The 17,000-nt window shown below is 68.6% G+C and carries 17 protein-coding genes and 1 pseudogene; 14 read left to right on the top strand and 4 right to left on the bottom strand.

Annotated elements, in window-relative coordinates:
* Positions 1-9: 9 nt before the first annotated feature.
* Positions 10-510, bottom strand: coding sequence for a hypothetical protein (locus ACIBUY_RS03385; RefSeq protein WP_399151571.1), 501 nt, complete (start codon positions 508-510; stop codon positions 10-12).
* 210 nt (positions 511-720) lie between these two features.
* Here ACIBUY_RS03385 and ACIBUY_RS03380 point away from each other — a divergent pair.
* The 7 genes and pseudogenes from ACIBUY_RS03380 to ACIBUY_RS03350 form a co-directional block, all read left to right on the top strand.
* Positions 721-921, top strand: a pseudogene (locus ACIBUY_RS03380) (ISAzo13 family transposase); the annotation flags it as partial.
* Positions 922-986: 65 nt separating this feature from the next.
* Complete coding sequence (locus ACIBUY_RS03375; RefSeq protein ID WP_399151570.1) at positions 987-1,841, top strand: GNAT family N-acetyltransferase; 855 nt, start codon at positions 987-989, stop codon at positions 1,839-1,841.
* A gap of 784 nt (positions 1,842-2,625) precedes the next feature.
* Positions 2,626-3,516, top strand: a complete 891-nt coding sequence (locus ACIBUY_RS03370) for a helix-turn-helix domain-containing protein (protein WP_365577707.1) — start codon at positions 2,626-2,628, stop codon at positions 3,514-3,516.
* Positions 3,517-4,129: 613 nt separating this feature from the next.
* Complete coding sequence (locus ACIBUY_RS03365; RefSeq protein WP_365577705.1) at positions 4,130-4,375, top strand: helix-turn-helix domain-containing protein; 246 nt, start codon at positions 4,130-4,132, stop codon at positions 4,373-4,375.
* A gap of 246 nt (positions 4,376-4,621) precedes the next feature.
* Positions 4,622-5,818, top strand: a complete 1,197-nt coding sequence (locus ACIBUY_RS03360; RefSeq protein ID WP_365577703.1) for a site-specific integrase — start codon at positions 4,622-4,624, stop codon at positions 5,816-5,818.
* A gap of 211 nt (positions 5,819-6,029) precedes the next feature.
* Positions 6,030-7,331, top strand: coding sequence for a 4-carboxymuconolactone decarboxylase (gene pcaC, locus ACIBUY_RS03355; RefSeq protein WP_399151569.1), 1,302 nt, complete (start codon positions 6,030-6,032; stop codon positions 7,329-7,331).
* 78 nt (positions 7,332-7,409) lie between these two features.
* Complete coding sequence (locus ACIBUY_RS03350; RefSeq protein WP_365577699.1) at positions 7,410-8,057, top strand: MBL fold metallo-hydrolase; 648 nt, start codon at positions 7,410-7,412, stop codon at positions 8,055-8,057.
* Positions 8,058-8,080: 23 nt separating this feature from the next.
* Here the strand turns inward: ACIBUY_RS03350 and ACIBUY_RS03345 are convergent, their stop codons facing one another.
* Positions 8,081-8,698, bottom strand: coding sequence for an isochorismatase family protein (locus ACIBUY_RS03345; RefSeq protein ID WP_399151568.1), 618 nt, complete (start codon positions 8,696-8,698; stop codon positions 8,081-8,083).
* 103 nt (positions 8,699-8,801) lie between these two features.
* On the opposite strand from ACIBUY_RS03345, the gene ACIBUY_RS03340 reads away from it, so the two are divergent.
* Together ACIBUY_RS03340 and ACIBUY_RS03335 are read left to right on the top strand one after the other, a co-directional pair.
* Positions 8,802-9,581 (top strand): exodeoxyribonuclease III, encoded by a 780-nt coding sequence (locus ACIBUY_RS03340; RefSeq protein ID WP_365579891.1) that lies wholly within the window; start codon positions 8,802-8,804, stop codon positions 9,579-9,581.
* Between the two features lie 3 nt (positions 9,582-9,584).
* A complete protein-coding gene (locus tag ACIBUY_RS03335; protein WP_365579895.1) occupies positions 9,585-10,265 on the top strand; it encodes a class I SAM-dependent methyltransferase in 681 nt (226 codons plus the stop codon).
* Between the two features lie 19 nt (positions 10,266-10,284).
* On the opposite strand, the gene ACIBUY_RS03330 is transcribed toward ACIBUY_RS03335, so the two are convergent.
* Positions 10,285-12,063, bottom strand: coding sequence for an SGNH/GDSL hydrolase family protein (locus tag ACIBUY_RS03330; RefSeq protein WP_399151567.1), 1,779 nt, complete (start codon positions 12,061-12,063; stop codon positions 10,285-10,287).
* A 168-nt stretch (positions 12,064-12,231) separates the two neighbouring features.
* Between ACIBUY_RS03330 and ACIBUY_RS03325 the strand changes: the two genes are divergently transcribed.
* The 5 genes from ACIBUY_RS03325 (at position 12,232) to ACIBUY_RS03305 (ending at position 15,997) form a co-directional block, all read left to right on the top strand.
* Positions 12,232-12,669 (top strand): DUF6278 family protein, encoded by a 438-nt coding sequence (locus ACIBUY_RS03325; RefSeq protein WP_399151566.1) that lies wholly within the window; start codon positions 12,232-12,234, stop codon positions 12,667-12,669.
* 131 nt (positions 12,670-12,800) lie between these two features.
* Entirely contained in the window at positions 12,801-13,544 is a 744-nt protein-coding gene (locus ACIBUY_RS03320) for an amino acid ABC transporter ATP-binding protein (RefSeq protein ID WP_365579903.1), read from the top strand.
* Positions 13,545-13,563: 19 nt separating this feature from the next.
* Positions 13,564-14,475 carry a glutamate ABC transporter substrate-binding protein gene (locus ACIBUY_RS03315; protein ID WP_399151565.1) on the top strand — a complete coding sequence of 304 codons (912 nt, stop codon included), beginning with the start codon at positions 13,564-13,566 and terminating at the stop codon, positions 14,473-14,475.
* An 11-nt stretch (positions 14,476-14,486) separates the two neighbouring features.
* Positions 14,487-15,131 (top strand): amino acid ABC transporter permease, encoded by a 645-nt coding sequence (locus tag ACIBUY_RS03310; protein WP_365579908.1) that lies wholly within the window; start codon positions 14,487-14,489, stop codon positions 15,129-15,131.
* Positions 15,128-15,997, top strand: coding sequence for an amino acid ABC transporter permease (locus ACIBUY_RS03305; RefSeq protein ID WP_365579911.1), 870 nt, complete (start codon positions 15,128-15,130; stop codon positions 15,995-15,997). The genes ACIBUY_RS03310 and ACIBUY_RS03305 overlap by 4 nt, the downstream gene beginning before the upstream one ends.
* 170 nt (positions 15,998-16,167) lie before the next feature.
* On the opposite strand, the gene ACIBUY_RS03300 is transcribed toward ACIBUY_RS03305, so the two are convergent.
* A complete protein-coding gene (locus tag ACIBUY_RS03300) occupies positions 16,168-16,926 on the bottom strand; it encodes a hypothetical protein (RefSeq protein WP_365579913.1) in 759 nt (252 codons plus the stop codon).
* Between the last annotated feature and the right edge of the window lie 74 nt (positions 16,927-17,000).

Here is a 17,000-nt window from a genome sequence, read left to right as displayed (position 1 = left end):
CCAGTCGGTTTAGTAGCCGGGGTCGGTGCTGGTGGTGTCGGCGGCGTGCAGGGTGCGGGTCAGGCGCGCCACGCTGAGGCCGTGCCACTGGGGCGTTGCCGCTGCGGGCGCGAGCTGGACGAGTCCGTGGATGCGAGTGCGGGGAACGAGCCTGATCTGGCAGTGGCAGATGGCGTCGGCGGCGGGTAGGTAGTGCTTGCCGTTCATCGACGGGTACCGGCTCAAGACGGCGTCGATGCAGCCGAGGTCCCGAAGGGTGTCGCGGTGGATGTTCATTCCGAATGGCAGCGTCCCGGCGACCAGATGGTCCTTGTCGTGGCCGATGATGCCGCGGTCGACGGTGATGACACGGGCAGGGAGCTGCCGGGCAAGTTTCAGGGCGAGGTCAGTTTTCCCAGCACCGCTTGGCCCGGTGATGAGCAGACCGCGGCCTGCGATGTCGGCTGAGAGGATCACCGCCTGGCGCATAGGCGGTGATGAGTTTGCATGTACGTCGTGGCGCGTGGCCATGCATGATCCCTTCCTGTCGTGGCCCCGTCATGGGCTCCTCGGCGGCGTCGTGACCCGCGCCGCAGGAGCCGAAGGGACCGACGTCGCCGGGCTTTCCGGTGCCGATAGCGAGTACGGCCTCTTTCATGCGATGAGGTTGGGGGAACCTGCATATAAGGGCTTGCCGGGAAACAAGTCGTGGCTTCCGCCTGCGGGGCTCGTTGTTCTGGCATGGGGAGACCGGAGGGGATCGAGGCCGTCCTAGCGGTGAAGTTTCAGGTGTTGTTGCCGCATCTGGATGAGCGTCAGCGTCGGCTGGCTATAGGTGCGGAGGCATTGTCGCTGGGGCATGGTGGGATCAGGCTTGTCGCTGCTGCGGCCGGGGTTCGGGAGGGCACAGTCTCTCGAGGAGCGGCTGAACTGCACTCTGGGTGAGCTCTGTTGAGGCGGGTTCGTCGTCCCGGTGGGGGCCGGAAGAAGGCGCGCGAGCATGGGGTATGAGCCCACATGACTGGCACCTCACCACAGACGTCAATGATTTTCTAGCCTGTGCCGAAGGTTTCCTGCACTCGCGTCCCGCCCTGCACACCGTTCCGCTGTCCGTGACCGAAGCTCTGAGGACACGCGGCCCGGATACGTACGGTGTCACCGCACCCACGCTTGGCGTGCTGGAGAGGGCGGGCGAGGCCGGAGCAGCCTTCTTCCACACTCTGCCCCGCCGCTTGACCCCCACCCTCTTAACCCGCAACGAAGCCGACACCCTCGCCGCTCATCTCGCGGGCCTCGGCTACCCACTCACCGGGGTCAACGCGGACCACAGGACGGCGGCCCTATTTACCGAGGCGTGGCAGCGGTACACCGGTGCGGTCCCCACGGTGCACGAGCGCGAGCGCCTGTATCGCTTGGATGCGCTCACACCCCCGCAACCGCTCCCGCAGGGCCGGGCGCGCATCGCGAACGCGGAGGATCGCGACCAACTCATGGTCTGGCATTGCGAGTTCATCACCGACATCGGAGGCATTCCCGCAGAGGACAACCATGCGTGGGCCGACACACGCATCGCCCACGGACGCATCACCTTGTGGGAAACACCGGACGGCACTCCCGATTCGATGGCCGGCCGCACTCCGATGGTCGCTGGCCAGATCCGCGTCGCCCCCGTGTACACCCCCGCTCACCTGCGAGGCCGTGGCTACGCCAGCGCCGCCACCGTCGAAGTGAGCCGGGCCGCGCTGGCCGACGGTGCGAGAGAGGTGCTCCTCTTCGCGGACATGTCCAATCCCACCAGCAACAGCCTCTACCAGCGGATCGGGTATCGCCCCATCGCAGACTTTGCTGCGGACGACTTCTAAGCGATCTTGGTGGTTTGCGGTGGAGCCGGCGGCCCTGGTGATCGAGGACCCCGTCTGCTGGATGCGTGGTGGGAGGGGTTGACAATCTGCCTGGGATTGGGATGTGGGGGCTGACTGCGCCCGTCTCGGGGGTCTAGGCCAGGCACCTGCGTGCCCACACTCGCCAGCCCAGCCCAGCCCAGCCCAGCCCAGCCCAGCCCAGCCCAGCCCTCGCTCGCTCGCTCGCGAGGCCACGCTCCATGGAGCTCTGGGGGGGGGCAGCGGCAGGCACACTGCCGGCTCCGCCTATACCCGCCCTCTCTACGAACCCGATACCCCTACGAAGTTGAGGCGGCCCCGCGTTACTCGGCTGCGGTACTCGATTGCACTCTCTACTCCGGCTGATAGGTGCTATCGCATGGTTCAGTAGCTCAGTCGTGCCCCCGGTCGTGCAACGGCGCCGCACTCGGCGGGACGCCATCAGTAGCTGGACGTCGCGGCCTCGGCGTCCCACGAGTCCCATGCCCAAGTGGATCTCCAATACTTGGAGCGTGGCTGGGGTATCGCAGTGACCCGCTGGATGAGGAATGGACGAGGGTGGCAGAAGGGAAAGGCGGGAGGACCTGGAAGCGGTGGCCTGCAAAGGAAATTGGCACTGGATCAAGGGCGCGCTTGCAAGCTACTCTCGCTGCCACATCACCCCATACAGGTGACCCCGGCAGCGCGCCAACGCTCCGGGGTCCGACACCGAAGAGGAAAGTCTTCAGTGCGAATCCATCGTACAGCGCGCCGACGCGCGTTCACGGTGCTGGGCAACGACGTGCTCCAGGACCGGCGCCTGAGCTTCACCGCCCGCGGGTTGCTCAGCTACTTGTTGTCCCTGCCTGATGGTGCCCGTGAGGATGTCCGCACCCTCGCCGACCGGAACCCCGGAGTCGGCCGGCGGGGCATCGCCAAGGCGCTGGACGAGCTCATCGCTCACGGCTACTACGGTCGTCGCACCCTGCGGGACGACTGCACGGGACAAATCAGCACTTCCACATACGTCACGGACGTTCCCGACGCTGCACATCCCGCAACGCCCCCGGCTCCCGTGTCGGCGGGAGCCGGTAGACCGGGCGCGGGCAAGGCGGGAAGCTCCCCTGAAGGGGAAGAACACCAGGAGAAAGAACCCACCCACCCGGCGACGGGCTCGACGGAGCCGCAGGCGTCCGCTCCGGCAGCCCTGCAGGGCACGGAGACCATGGCGATGGGATCTGGCGAGCGCCTATTGGCTTCTCTGGCCAGCTTCGATGGGCGTCTTGCCTTGAGCATGTCGGACGTACTGGCGCTCGCGCCGCTGCTGGCACCGTGGCGTGCCCGCGGCCTCACTGATGCCCAGGTCGCATCCGTGCTCGTGGCCGGCCTCCCGTCAGCGATTCACAGCCCGCGCGCGCTTCTCGCCGACCGGCTCCGCCGCAAACTGCCTGCCCCCCGAGGGCGCCGCGCGCCCGGCCCGGCTACCCAACCGCTTGGCGAGTGCTCCGAGTGTCGAGACCCCCTTCCTCGCGGGACGAAGACCGGCACCTGCCGCAGCTGCCGCTTGGTCGGCCAGGGCACACGGCTCCCGGTCACGGCCTCGATGAGCATTGCGGTTCGCGAGCACGTCAGCGTGCTGCGCGGTCTCATGCACCCGCGCCTGGTCACCGCCTCCTGACGGTCTGCACCCGCCTCCCCTCTCCTTCGCCGCCTGCGGCTTGTCTCGTCTCGTGAGGTCCTTCGTGTCTTCCGCCATGCCTTGGTACGCCCGTTTCGCTTCCACCACCGGCCGCCCCGTTGTCTTGACTGCTGCACTAGCCATGTCTGCGCCCGGCGAGTACGAACTCGCCCGTCTCGCGGGCTGGGGCCCGGCCGTCGCCTGGCTCATGCCGGTTTCCCTATCGGTATATGCCGCCGTCGCAGCGGTGATTGCGGCGTCTCGCCCCTTCGGCGCAGCTGGCCGAGGCAGCGCCCTAGTCGGCGCGGCCGTTGCATTGTGTCTCGCCCTGGCGGCTCAGGTCGTCGCGCATCTCATCACGGCGGGTTACATGGGTACATCCTCTTTCCTTGTCGCCGCGACCTCGGCCGTCCCGCCGATCGTCGTGGCACACATGCTGCACCTGGCGGCCCTCCCTGCACAGGGTTCAGTAGTCGAGCAGCGTCGAGATCCGTCTCGTTCCGACGCGACCGCCACCGAAAGCGTCCCCCCCAATCGCCTTGCCACGGCTCAGCCAGTCCATGGCGTAGAACCTGGACCGCGGCGGGAGCGTCCCGGCACACGCCCGGGCGACATGGCCAAGACAACGACCCTGGAACTCGTTCCAGCCTGGGATGCGTTGCTGCTGCCGGATGTCTCAGGAGCACCTGAGGATGCGCTGCTGATGGACATCGCCAGCGCTGCACGTGAGTGCGGGATATCAGACTCCACGGTTCGCACCTGGGTATCGCGCGGCCACGTTAAGCGCTATGGGACGCATGGCCGCCGCACCATCGTTGATCTGCGACAGGTCCGTGAGCATGCCGCATTGCCGCGATAGCGGCTCTACGCGATGTTTTCGAACCATCAGCATGGGACGAACTGGCCTGAAAAGGCGAAAGCTCCGCGAGGGCGTGCCGTCGCAAAAGCCGCTGGCCGAGAGGGAGGCGCCACTTATACACCCGGGCTAGCCGTTAGGGAAGTGGCCGATCTTGCGCATAATCTAATCTGCGTCCTTCTGGCTGGAAATTGGCGCGACGGCTTGTGTGCGGAATTTTCGTTAATCTCGATCGCGAGGGTGGATATTTTGTCTGATCTCATCAAGAGGCTCCCGCCGAACTCGAAAGGAAAGGTTAGATACCGATTCGTTGTCGATGTGGGTGTTGATCCGGATTCTGGGAAGCGTAAGCAGGTAATGCGCACCTTTGACACATTGAAGGAAGCGAGGGCTGAGTACGCAAAGATAGCTAACCGGCGGAACGAGGGGACATTTGTTCCACCCATCAAGATGACGGTAAACGAGTGGCTCGACCGATGGCTAGCCATGAAGACGGAGGATCTAGAGGAGACGACCATATACAATTACAAGATTACCCTCGATAGGGTCCGCGGGAGGCTCGGTAATATCGGGCTCCAGGAACTCACTGAAGAGCACGTAGAGGAATGGCGGGATTGGGCCCTCGCGCATGGCCGTGTGCGAGGAAAAGGGGCAGGAGGTCCCCTCAGTGTTACGTCCGTGGATATGAGTCTTGCTCGCTTGAAAGAAGCGCTCGGAAGGGCGGTTACCCGGCGATTGGTATATGTCAATGTGGCCGCGTATGTGACGATACCTCGGCGAGCGCGCAAGCAGGAGAGGAAGACGAAAGAGAAGGTTCCACCCTGGAACGTCCCTGAAGTTCAGAAGTTCATTCAAGGTATTGAAGGTGAGCGTCTTTATGCTGCACTTCTTCTTTCGCTCATGGGGCTGCGTCCAGCTGAAGTCTGCGGCCTTCGGTGGCAAGACGTTGACTTGGAGAAGGCCACGATCGTCATAGCCAACACCCGCACGATGATGGGTAATCGGTACGTGGTGGAGAAGGACACCAAGTCACTTGCCGGCGAGCGGGAGCTACCGCTGCCAACTCTGGTGTTGAGTGCTCTCAAGGCATTCCGGGCTCTGCAGGCTGAGGAGCGACTCGCTCTGGGGGAGGTGTATGCGCCGTCCGGCTACGTCCTGGTGCATGAGTCGGGAGAAGCCTTCACGATCAAGCAACTTCGGCGGCGTGCGTACCGGCTTATGGAGCTACTGGAGCTGCGTCGTGTACGGCTCTATGATGCGCGCTCGTCGTGCTTCACCTTCCTGGCCAACAATGGCGTCCCGGACCACATCCTCGCGCGGTGGGCTGGACACACGAACGTGAAGACGACAAAGCGCTGGTATGTCAAGCCGGATGTTGAGGATCTCAGGGGGGCCGCCGCTACTTGGGGCGGTCTGCACGGGGGCTCGACCGAGGCGGAAGGATGAGCCCTGGGGCTGTCGATCGGTGACTCGCAGAGCCTCGCAGCGCGAGGTGGTGGGTGGCACCGCCGACTCGGTCGCAACTGCAAACCGGAGTGCCCATAGACGGACCGCCTCGGCGGGCTCGGCAGGGCCGGCTCCTGTCATGAGTGGGGTAGAGCCCGTTACGTTCACCCCGGCCGTGTTGAGTTTCGTGAGAGATGAGAGGGTCAGGCGGGTGAGTGAGACACCGATGAACACCCTGCAATACCGCTTTGACGGGCCAGAAGACGCCCCGGCCCTGGTCCTGGGTCCCTCACTGGGTACCACATGGCACATGTGGGACCGCCAGATACCGGAGCTGACCCGGCAGTGGCGGGTGTTCCGCTTCGACCTGCCCGGGCACGGCGGCGCCCCCGCCCACCCGGCCGGTTCGGTCGCCGAACTCGCGGACCGCCTCCTCGCCACGCTCGACGCGGCCGGCGTGCAGCGCTTCGGTTACGCGGGCTGCTCCCTCGGCGGCGCGATCGGCACGGAACTGGCGCTGCGCCACCCGCAGCGCGTCGCCTCGCTCGCCCTGATCGCGTCATCGCCGCGCTTCGGCACCGCCGACGAGTTCCGCCAGCGCGGCGTCATCGTCCGCAGCAACGGCCTGGACCCCATCGCGCGTACGTCGCCCGAGCGCTGGTTCACCTCCGGGTTCGCCGCCGCGCAGCCCGCGATCACCGACTGGGCCGTGCAGATGGTCCGTACGACCGACCCCGGCTGCTACATAGCGGCCTGCGAGGCCCTGGCCGCCTTCGACGTCCGTACGGAACTCGGCGCGATCGGCGTCCCCACCCTCGTCCTCGTCGGCTCGGACGACCAGGTCACGGGCCCGGCCGAGGCCCGTACGCTCGTCGCCGGGATACCCGACGCCCGCCTCGCGGTGGTCCCGGCCGCCTCCCACCTCGCCCCGGTCGAACAGCCGGCGGCGGTCACCGACCTCCTGGTCCGTCACTTCTCCACGGCGTGGCCCCCGGCCCACGAGACCGGCCCGCACGCCATCCAGGCCGCCCCGGTCAAGCCCGTCCTCGCCCCGCCGCCCCTGCCGGTCGCCCCGGTCGCCGAGATCGCCCCGGCCGCGCAGGTCGCGCAGGCCTCGGAGGGCGCCGTCCGCCCCGACCCGTACGACGCGGGTCTGAAGGTACGCCGTGAGGTCCTGGGCGACGCCCATGTGGACCGGGCGCTGGCCTCGGCCGACGACTTCTCCGGCGACTTCCAGGAGCTCATCACGCGCTACGCCTGGGGCGAGGTATGGACCCGCCCCGGCCTGGACCGCCGGCTGCGCTCCGCGGTGACCATGACCGCCCTGGTCGCCGGTGGCCACCACGACGAACTGGCCTTCCACGTCCGCGCGGCCCTGCGCAACGGCCTCACGGCGGACGAGATCAAGGAGGTCCTCCTCCAGACGGCGATCTACTGCGGGGTTCCCGCGGCCAACACGGCCTTCAGGATCGCCCAGCAGGTCATCCGGGAGGAGACGACCCCCGAGGAGTAGGGGACAGGGGACCCGCAGGCCGGCGGACCGGCGGGCCCCGCACAGGACCAGCGGCTCCCCGGGGCGGAGGATGGGGTCATGAAGCTCACCAAGAATTCCCATGCCTGTGTCCGCCTCGAGAAGGACGGCCAGACCCTCGTCATCGACCCGGGCGGGTTCTCCGAGCAGGACGCCGCGCTCGGCGCCGACGCGATCCTGGTGACGCACGAGCACCCCGACCACTTCGACGAGGCACGGCTGCGCGCCGGGATGGAGGCACGTCCCGGCGCGCAGATCTGGACCTTGAAGTCGGTCGCGGAGCAGCTCGCCGCCGTGTTCCCCGGCCGCGTCCACACCGTCGGCCACGGCGACACGTTCACCGCGGCGGGCTTCGACGTCCAGGTCCACGGCGAGCTGCACGCCGTCATCCACCCCGACATCCCGCGCATCACGAACGTCGGCTACCTCGTCGAGGGGGACGCCGACGGCGGCGCGGTCTTCCATCCGGGCGACGCCCTCACCGTCCCCGACCGGCCGGTCGAGACGCTGATGCTCCCGGTCCAGGCGCCCTGGAACAAGATCTCCGAGGTCATCGACTACGTACGCGAGGTGGGGCCGCGCCGCGCGTACGACATTCACGACGCACTCCTGACGGACCTGGCCCGCCCGATCTACGACCGGCAGATCGGCGGCCTCGGCGGCACGGAACACCTGCGCCTGGCCCCGGGAACCTCGGCGCAGGTCTGAGCAGTCCGACCGCCCAACAGGCCCTAGTCGCCCAGGAGTTCGAGCACCTCGTCGGTCGTGCCGAGCTCGGCGATCCGGGGGAAGATCTTGCCGAAGGCGTGCTCGTGGGACGCGGCGTCCGTGTCGGTCGTCGCGTCCGAGACCAGCACCAGGTGGTAGCTCAGCTCGAACGCCGACCGCGCGGTCGACTCGACGCCGATCGACGTCGAGATGCCGCCGAGCACGATCTGCGTGACCCCGCGCCGGCGCAGCTGCAGGTCGAGCTCGGTGCCGGTGAACGCGCCCCAGTGCCGCTTGGTGATCACGATGTCGTCGCCGACGGGCCCCAGGTCGTCGGGGAACTCGGCGAACTCGGCCGGCGGCGCCTGCGTCAGGCCCGGCGCCGTGGACCGGCTCACGGGAAGGTCGCCGCCGTCCGCCGACCAGGCCACCCGCACCCGCACGACCGGCAGGCCCTTGGCGCGGAAGGCGTCGGCGAGCCGCACCGCGTTCTTCAGCACGTCGCCGGAGGGGTGCACGGTGGGCAGGCCCAGGATGCCGTTCTGGAGGTCGATCAGGACGAGGGCGGGGCGCTCGTCGAGGGAGAGGGGGGAGAGAGGGGAGAGGGGGGTGGCAGCGGGGGTGGGGGTGCTGTTGCTCATGTTCAGCAGGCTACCTACCAAACAGGAAAACTTGCAAGGTTGCCTGTCTATATGTGGGTGCCGCGGGGGCCCGTTGTCATACCCGCCCGGTAGGTTGTGAGGCATGCGCATTGCTACCTGGAACGTGAACTCGATCACCGCACGACTCCCGCGCCTCCTCGCCTGGCTGGAGAACAGCGGCACGGACGTGCTGTGCATCCAGGAGACCAAGTGCTCGGCCGAGCAGTTCCCCGCGGACGAGCTGCGGGAGCTGGGCTACGAGTCGGCGGTGAACGCGAACGGCAGGTGGAACGGGGTGGCGTTGCTCTCCCGCGTCGGCCTCGACGACGTGGTCACGGGACTGCCCGGCGACCCCGGCTACGACGGCGCCGAGGAGCCCCGCGCCGTCTCCGCGACCTGCGGCCCGGTCCGCGTCTGGTCGGTCTACGTGCCGAACGGCCGCGAGGTGGACCACCCGCACTACGCGTACAAGCTCCAGTGGTTCGAGGCGCTGAAGGCGGCCGTCGCCGGTGACGCCGCGGGCTCCCGCCCGTTCGCGGTGCTGGGGGACTACAACGTGGCACCGGCGGACGAGGACGTCTGGGACATCGCCGCGTTCGAGGGCGCCACGCACGTCACCGCGGCCGAGCGCGCGGCCCTCGCCTCCCTGCGCGAGGCGGGCCTGACGGACGTCGTCCCGCGCCCCCTCAAGTACGACCACCCGTTCACGTACTGGGACTACCGCCAGCTCGGCTTCCCCAAGAACCGCGGCATGCGCATCGACCTGGTCTACGGCAACGAGCCGTTCGCGAAGGCCGTCTCGGACGCCTACGTGGACCGCGAGGAGCGCAAGGGCAAGGGCGCCTCCGACCACGCCCCGGTCGTGGTGGACCTGGACGTCTGATCCATGACGGACGCCATCGGCACCGAGGGCGCGCTCGACTACCTCCCCGCGACGCGGCGGGCCTACGACACGGCCGCCGCCGGATACGCGGAGATCGTGCCGCCGCTGTTCCAGGACGATCTGTTCGGCCGCGCGATGCTGAGCGCGTTCGCCGAGCGCGTCCGGGCCGGTGCCGAGCCCGCCGGTCCCGTCGCCGACCTGGGCTGCGGGCCCGGCCACGTCACGGCGCACCTGCACGGCCTCGGTCTGTCCGCGTTCGGCGTCGACCTCTCGCCCCGGATGGTCGAGGTCGCCCGCGCGACCCACCCGGACCTGCGGTTCGACGAGGGCTCGATGACCGGGCTCGACCTGCCCGACGACTCGCTCGCCGGAGCCGTCGCCTGGTACTCGACGGTGCACACGCCGCCGGAGGTGCTCCCGGTCGTGTTCGCCGAGTTCCACCGGGTGCTCGCGCCCGGCGGCCAGTTCGTGATCGCCTTCAAGGCGGGCGACCGGCTGCACCGCCTGGAGCACGCGTACGGCCACGACCTCGCGCTCGACGTCTACTGGCGCTCACCGGACACCGTCGCCGAACTCCTGGGCGAGGCGGGCCTGTTGGTGGACGCCAGGCTGATCACGGAGCCGGACCACCGCACGAACCCGCGACAGGGCCCGCAGGGATACTTCATCGCCACAAAGCCGTAGGGGAGCCAGGACGCGGCCCCTACGGCTCCAGGTCCGCCAGGTCCGCCAGGTTCACGGCCCCCGCCATCGCCTTCAGCCCCACGTCATTGGGGTGCAGATGATCCCCGCTGTCGTACGCGGGACGCAGCCGCGTCGGCATCAGGGGATCGCGCACCACCGCATCGAGGTCCGTGACCCCGTCGAGGCCCGAACGCGGCCCCCGCACATACGAGTTCACGGCCACCCGCCGCGCGTCGACGGCGGGCTTGCACTCTCCCGCGCACGGCGTCAGCGTCGCCCCGATCACCTTCATGCCCCGTGCGTGCGCCCGGTCCACGATCTCCCGCATCCCGTGCTCGACGTCGTCCGAGGACGCACTCCACCGCAGGTCGTTGAGTCCGATGGCCATCACGAGCGTGTGCGCCGAGGTCTGCGCGAACACGTCCCGGTCGAGCCGGTGCAGCGCGCGGACCCCCGCGGTGTCCTTGGAGACCCCGTCCCCTGAGTAGCGGTCGCTGAGGATCCGGTTGGCCGAGATCGCCGCGTTGAGGACGCCGTACCGCGGCGCGTCCGACTGCTCCCGCAGCCGTGCGGCCAGCGCGTCGGGCCACCGCTTGTTCCCGTCCTGCGTCGACTTCACGCCGGCGGTGACGGAGTCCCCGAGCACCACCACGGAGCCGGGCCCGCCGCTGACGTCGATCCCCGTCAGCAGGGGCCAGTAGTCGATCTTCGAGGTGTACGCCGATCCCGACGACTCCGTGGCGTGGTCCCCGGGCTCACTGACGTACGAGTCCTGGATGGCCTGCGTGCGCACGGGCGCCGACGTGACGGTGCCGGGCAGGTGCAGGCTCACGAGGAGATCGGCGCCCGCGGGTACGCGGAAGTCGACCGGGTCGCTGAACTCCTCGGCACCCGCCGGGAGTTGAGCCTCCTTCCGGCCCCCGAACGTGAGCGGCACCGGCTTTCCGCGCGCCGCCGCCCCGGTCGCCTGCAACGCTACCGATGCGCTGCCGATCCGTACCGGCTCGGCCGCGAACGTGTTGGCGAGGCGGATCCGCACTCGGTCCCCGCCCGCGCTCGCGTGCGCGACGAGCCGCACCGTGCGGTCGTCCCAGGGCCCGACCGCCATCCGGCCGCCGGTGGACGCCGCCCAGGTCCCGGTCCAGCCCGGTGTCCCCGCGTGCACGGACACCGCGAACACGTGCAGCGCGGCCCGCCCCGTCGCCTTCGGCAGGTCCACGGACGCGATCCGCTGCCCGGGCCGCACCGGCACCGTCACCGTGGACAGCCGGGTCCGCTTGGGGATCTGGCCGTTCTGCGTGTTGCGGTGCGGCAGTGCGACCGACTTCTTGCCGAGGGGGCCCGTGCGCCAGTCCGGGGCGGTGAGCCGGTACGCCGACCGCGAGCCGTCCTCGTACCGCACGACGCCCGTGCCCTTCGCTTCTCCGCGCGTCCCCGCCACCAGGAACGACAGCGCGTCCCCCTGTCCGCTCACCCGCACCTTCTGCCCGTGTGCCACCACGTTGTCCGGTCCGCTGCCCGCAGGTCTCGGCCAGGTCAGCCGGGCCCCGTCGATGTCGAGCCGCCGTCCGGGGTGCCATCCCGCGGCGGCCAGGTCCTGGGCGGACAGGGAACCGCCCAGGCCGTCGAAGTCCGCCTCGGTGGGGGTGGCGTTGTCACTGACGCCGCGATTGTTGAACAACTGCTGCAGGGGCACCGGGCCGGACGACTGTGGCGCGGCCCCGGCCGTCGGAGCGACCGGCAGGAGTCCTGCGCAGACGGTGGTCAGGACAGCTGTTCCCCATGCGCGCAGGCGCAAGACCGGATCCCTCCCGAGGTGTGACTGGTGTGACGGGTGTGCCCCGACCGTATGAGGAGGGGGTGGGGGCGCGTCAATGTGGGACGGCCGCGTGTGGCGCGGCGCACGCCGAACGTCGGCCCGCGCGCCTGTGGTGCCGGACGGGGGCCGGATGCGACGCTGGTCGGTATGAAGATCCCTTTCGTCAGCAATTGGCGCAAGCGTCACGGGGTGACGGCCATCGCCGTGTTCTCGCCGGACGGCGCGGATGCCGAGGGTGTCGCCGAACTCCTCTCCGAGTGTGAGCTGTTGCGGGCCCAGGCGAAAGAGGCCGGGGTCGAACTGGACGACACCGTCGGCTCGTTGGAGGCCCTCGACCAGCTCGTGCCGCGCTGGCGCGAGGACGCGGAGGCGCTGCAGTGGCTCGGCAACGACGCGGGCCTGTACCTCGGCACCGTCCTGGTGCGCCAGGTCCCCGGCGCCTCCTGGCTGATCAGGGCCGACGGGCAGCCGGTGGTGCGCCTCGCGTCGGACCGCGAGATCGATGTCGTCGAGGCCGGGCACGACTGGGCGGAGAGCGGCGCTCCCGAACTCTCCCAGTTCTACGCGGAGGCCGCCGAGTCCTGACGGGCCGGAGCGTCGAACACGTAGAGCCTCAAATACGGTTAATGCCCATAAGTGCGTGTCGTCTGTTAAGTCCCATATCGGCGTGGATAGTTTGCGCGGACCGACACAGCTGAGAGTGGGCAGGTACTGCCATGGCCGTCGATCCGTTGATCGAGCTGCGTGACGTGAACAAGTACTACGGGGAGCTGCATGTCCTGCAGGACATCAACCTCACCGTCGGCAAGGGGGAGGTGGTGGTGGTCATCGGCCCTTCGGGGTCGGGCAAGTCGACGCTCTGCCGGACGATCAACCGTCTGGAGACCATTCAGTCCGGGGACATCCGGCTCGACGGCCGGCCGCTGCCCGAGGAGGGCAAGGCCCTCGCGCAGCTCCGCGCCGAAGTGGGCATGGTCTTCCAGTCGTTCAACCTCTTCGCGCACAAGACGGTCCTGCAGAACGTCTCGCTGGCCCAGGTGAAGGTCAGGAAGCGCAAGAAGGACGAGGCCGACAAGCGCTCGCGCGAACTCCTCGACCGGGTCGGACTCGCCGCCCACGCCGACAAGTTCCCCGCGCAGATGTCCGGCGGCCAGCAGCAGCGCGTGGCCATCGCCCGCGCCCTCGCCATGGACCCCAAGGCCCTCCTCTTCGACGAGCCGACCTCGGCGCTCGACCCCGAGATGATCAACGAGGTCCTCGAGGTCATGCAGCAACTGGCCCACGAGGGCATGACGATGGTCGTCGTCACCCACGAGATGGGCTTCGCGCGCACCGCCGCCGACCGCGTCGTCTTCATGGCCGACGGGAAGATCGTCGAGGACCGCGCCCCCGAGGAGTTCTTCACGAACCCTCAGAGCGAGCGCGCCAAGGACTTCCTCTCCAAGATCCTCAAGCACTGACGGGGGAGTGCAGCACCAGATGATCGCCAAGTCGCTCCGGCTGCTCACCGCCCTGGCGGTGACGGCCCTCGCCGCCACCGCCTGCGGCAAGGAAGGCAGCCCGCCCACCAAGGGCCCGTCAGCCGCCGAACTCCCCAAGTACCAAGTGGCACAAGGCTTTACGCTGCCCGACTCCAGCACGTGGAAGAAGGCGCAGCGGCGCGGGCACTTCGTCGTCGGCGCCAAGGAGGACCAGCCCTACCTCGGCGAGAAGAACCCGGCCAACGGCGTCTACTCCGGCTTCGACATCGAGATCGCCAAGATGGTCTCGGCCTCGCTCGGCCTGGACCCGAAGAAGATCGCGTTCAAGACGATCGCGTCCGCCAACCGCGAGACGGCCCTGCAGAACGGCCAGATCGACTACTACGTCGGCACGTACACGATCAACGACAACCGCAAGAAGCTCGTCGGCTTCGGCGGGCCGTACTACATGGCCGGACAGGGCCTGCTCGTGCGGGCCGACGAGGACGACATCCACGGGCCCGGCGACCTCGACGGCAAGCGCGTCTGCTCGGCGGCGGGATCGACCCCGTACCAGCGCATCCAGGCCGACTATCCCAAGGCCGAACTCGTCGCCTACGACACGTACTCGGTCTGCGTCGACAACCTGCTGACCTACCAGGTCGACGCCGTCACCACCGACGACGCGATCCTGCTCGGCTACGCGGCCAAGGTGCCCGACGAGCTGAAGCTGGTCGGCAAGCCGTTCTCCCAGGAGCCGTACGGCATCGGCGTACCGAAGTCCGACAACGCGCTCCGCCTTGCCATCGACACGGCGCTGCAGCAGCGCGAGGGCGACGGCGACTGGAAGAAGGCGTACGACGTCACGCTCGGCCTGTCCGGCGTGCCGGCCCCGAAGCCGCCCGCCATCGACCGCTACCCGGCGAACTGAGGAGGCGTCCTGTGAATGTCCTGACCGACAATTTCTCGCTGTACTGGAAGGGCTTCCTCGGTACGGTCGAACTCACCGTCTACGCCTCGATCCTGGCCCTCGTGCTCGGCTTCGTCATGGCCTCCTTCCGCGTCGCTCCCGTCGGCTCCTTCCGGGCGTTCGGCACGGCCTGGGTGACGGTGCTCCGCAACACTCCGCTCACCCTGCTGTTCTTCGCCGTCCTGCTCGGCCTGCCGCGCTTCGGACTCGTGCTGCCCTTCACGGTGTTCGCGGTGCTCGCGCTCGGCTGCTACACCTCGGCGTTCATCTGCGAAGCGCTGCGCTCCGGCATCAACACCGTGCCCAAGGGGCAGGGCGAGGCGGCCCGCAGCCTGGGCATGACGTTCGGGCAGACCCTGACGACCGTCATCCTGCCGCAGGCGTTCCGGTCCGTGATCCCGCCGGTCGGCTCCACGCTCATCGCGCTCGCCAAGAACTCGGCGATCGCGGGCGCGTTCAGCGTCACCGAGCTGCTCGGCACGTACAAGACGCTCAGCGAACTCGGCTACAACATCATCTGGACGTTCGTCTGGATCGCGCTCGGCTACCTCATCATCACGCTCGCCATCAGCGCCGTCTTCAACGTCCTCGAGAAGCGCTGGGGAGTCGCCCGATGAAAGCCCTCGACCACAGCGCCACCGCGCTCTACGACATCCCGGGCCCCAAGACCGAGCGCCGGCACAAGCTGTACGGCGCCCTGTCGACCGTCGCCGTGCTCGCGCTCGTCGGCTGGATCATCTATCTCCTCTTCGACACCGACCAGTTCACGTACACCAAGTGGATGCCCTTCGAGTACAAGGGCATCCAGGAACTGCTGCTGCGCGGGCTCGGCAACACGCTCAAGGCGTTCGCCATCGCGGCCGTGCTCTCGCTCGTCCTCGGCACCGTGCTCGCCGTCGGGCGGCTCTCCGACCACCGGCCCGTGCGCTGGCTCGCGACACTGTGCGTCGAGTTCTTCCGCGCCATGCCCGTCCTCGTGATGATCTTCTTCATCTACGTGGCCCTGAAGGTGGAGCCGCTGCCCGCGCTCGTCGCGGGCCTGACCCTCTACAACGGCTCCGTGCTCGCCGAGGTGTTCCGCTCCGGCATCAACTCCGTGGAGCGCGGGCAGCGCGAGGCGGCGTACGCGCTCGGCATGCGCAAGACGCAGGTCATGTCGCACGTGCTGGTCCCGCAGGCCGTGCGGGCCATGCTGCCGGCCATCATCAGCCAGCTGGTGGTGGCCCTCAAGGACACCTCGCTCGGCTATCTGATCACCTACGAGGAGTTCCTCCACGCCGGGAAGCTCATCGCGTCGAACCTCGACTACGATTTGCCCTTCATCCCCGTGGTGATGGTGATCTCGCCGATCTACATCGGGATGTGCATGCTGCTGTCGTGGTTCGCCCAGCGGATGGCGAAGCGGCAGCGGCGCAACCCCAAGACCGAGGCCGTTGAAGTCGCCCCGGCCGAACCAGGGACGCTGCTGCCGGGAGCGCAGTAGGCGGAGCATGGGCAGTCCCTGCCCGGCAGCAGCCGGAGATCACTTCTCAGCTTGCGTGAGGAGAAGGTCAGCTGCGCGCGGCACGGGACGCGCCTGCTTGCCGAGGCCGAGCGGGCCCTTGTCGCATTCGTACGCGACAGGGGTACCGCTCCCTTGGCTTTTACGGGGGGTTACTTGGCGCGGTGCGAATTGCGCGGGGTGGCCGAGGCGGGCAGCGGGGTCTGCGCCGCCCGCGTCACGTCCGCGACCAGCTCGACGACGTCGGGGCCGTACGCCTGGGAGTTGACGACCTTCAGGAGCAGCACGAACGCGTTGTTGCCGTTCTTGCGGGCGAGGCGTTCGTGGTGGCGGGCGAGGTAGCGGGTGGCCGCCTGATGGGTGATGGGCAGCTGGCCGCAGAAGAGGAAGACGGGTCTCGCCTCCTTGGCCTCGCCCGCGGTGAGGCGGGCCAGGACGACGTACTCGGTCCTGCCGGGCTCCAGGCGGTAGCGCTCGGAGCCGATCTGGAACGCACCGCGGTCAGGACCCGGTTCGGGGTCGGTGTTGACGCGGACGCCGGGCAGCAGGCTCACCATGTGGGCCGCCATGCGGCGGTTCGACGCGGGGCCGCCGACACAGAACTCGGTGCGCTCGCCGAAGCCCTGCTGGGCCGTGTCGTGGGCGACGACCTGGGCGTGGGCGCCGCAGTCCTTGATGAGGGAGGACAGTTCGAGCAGGGCGAAGACGTCGTGGCGCTTCACCGTCAGCTCGGGGCCGCCCGCGTCGCGGGTCACCACCAGCAGGGACTCGGAGTTGTCGGGCAGCCCGAAGAAGGCCTGCCTGCGGCGGAGCTTCCGCTTCCACAGCTGGGTGCGGGCGAGCCAGCCAAGGGCGCCGCCCAGGCACACCGCGACCAGGCCGAGGACGATGTAACGCACGTCTTCAGTCATGGGGGCGCACTCTAGCCAACCGGCGCACCCGTGTTCGAGGGGGTCCTGACGGCTTCGGAAAGTCAAGTTACGCT

The organism is Streptomyces sp. NPDC050085 (assembly GCF_044460595.1).
In the GTDB taxonomy this organism is placed as follows: domain Bacteria; phylum Actinomycetota; class Actinomycetes; order Streptomycetales; family Streptomycetaceae; genus Streptomyces.
This window is presented reverse-complemented; position numbering and strand designations above follow the sequence as displayed.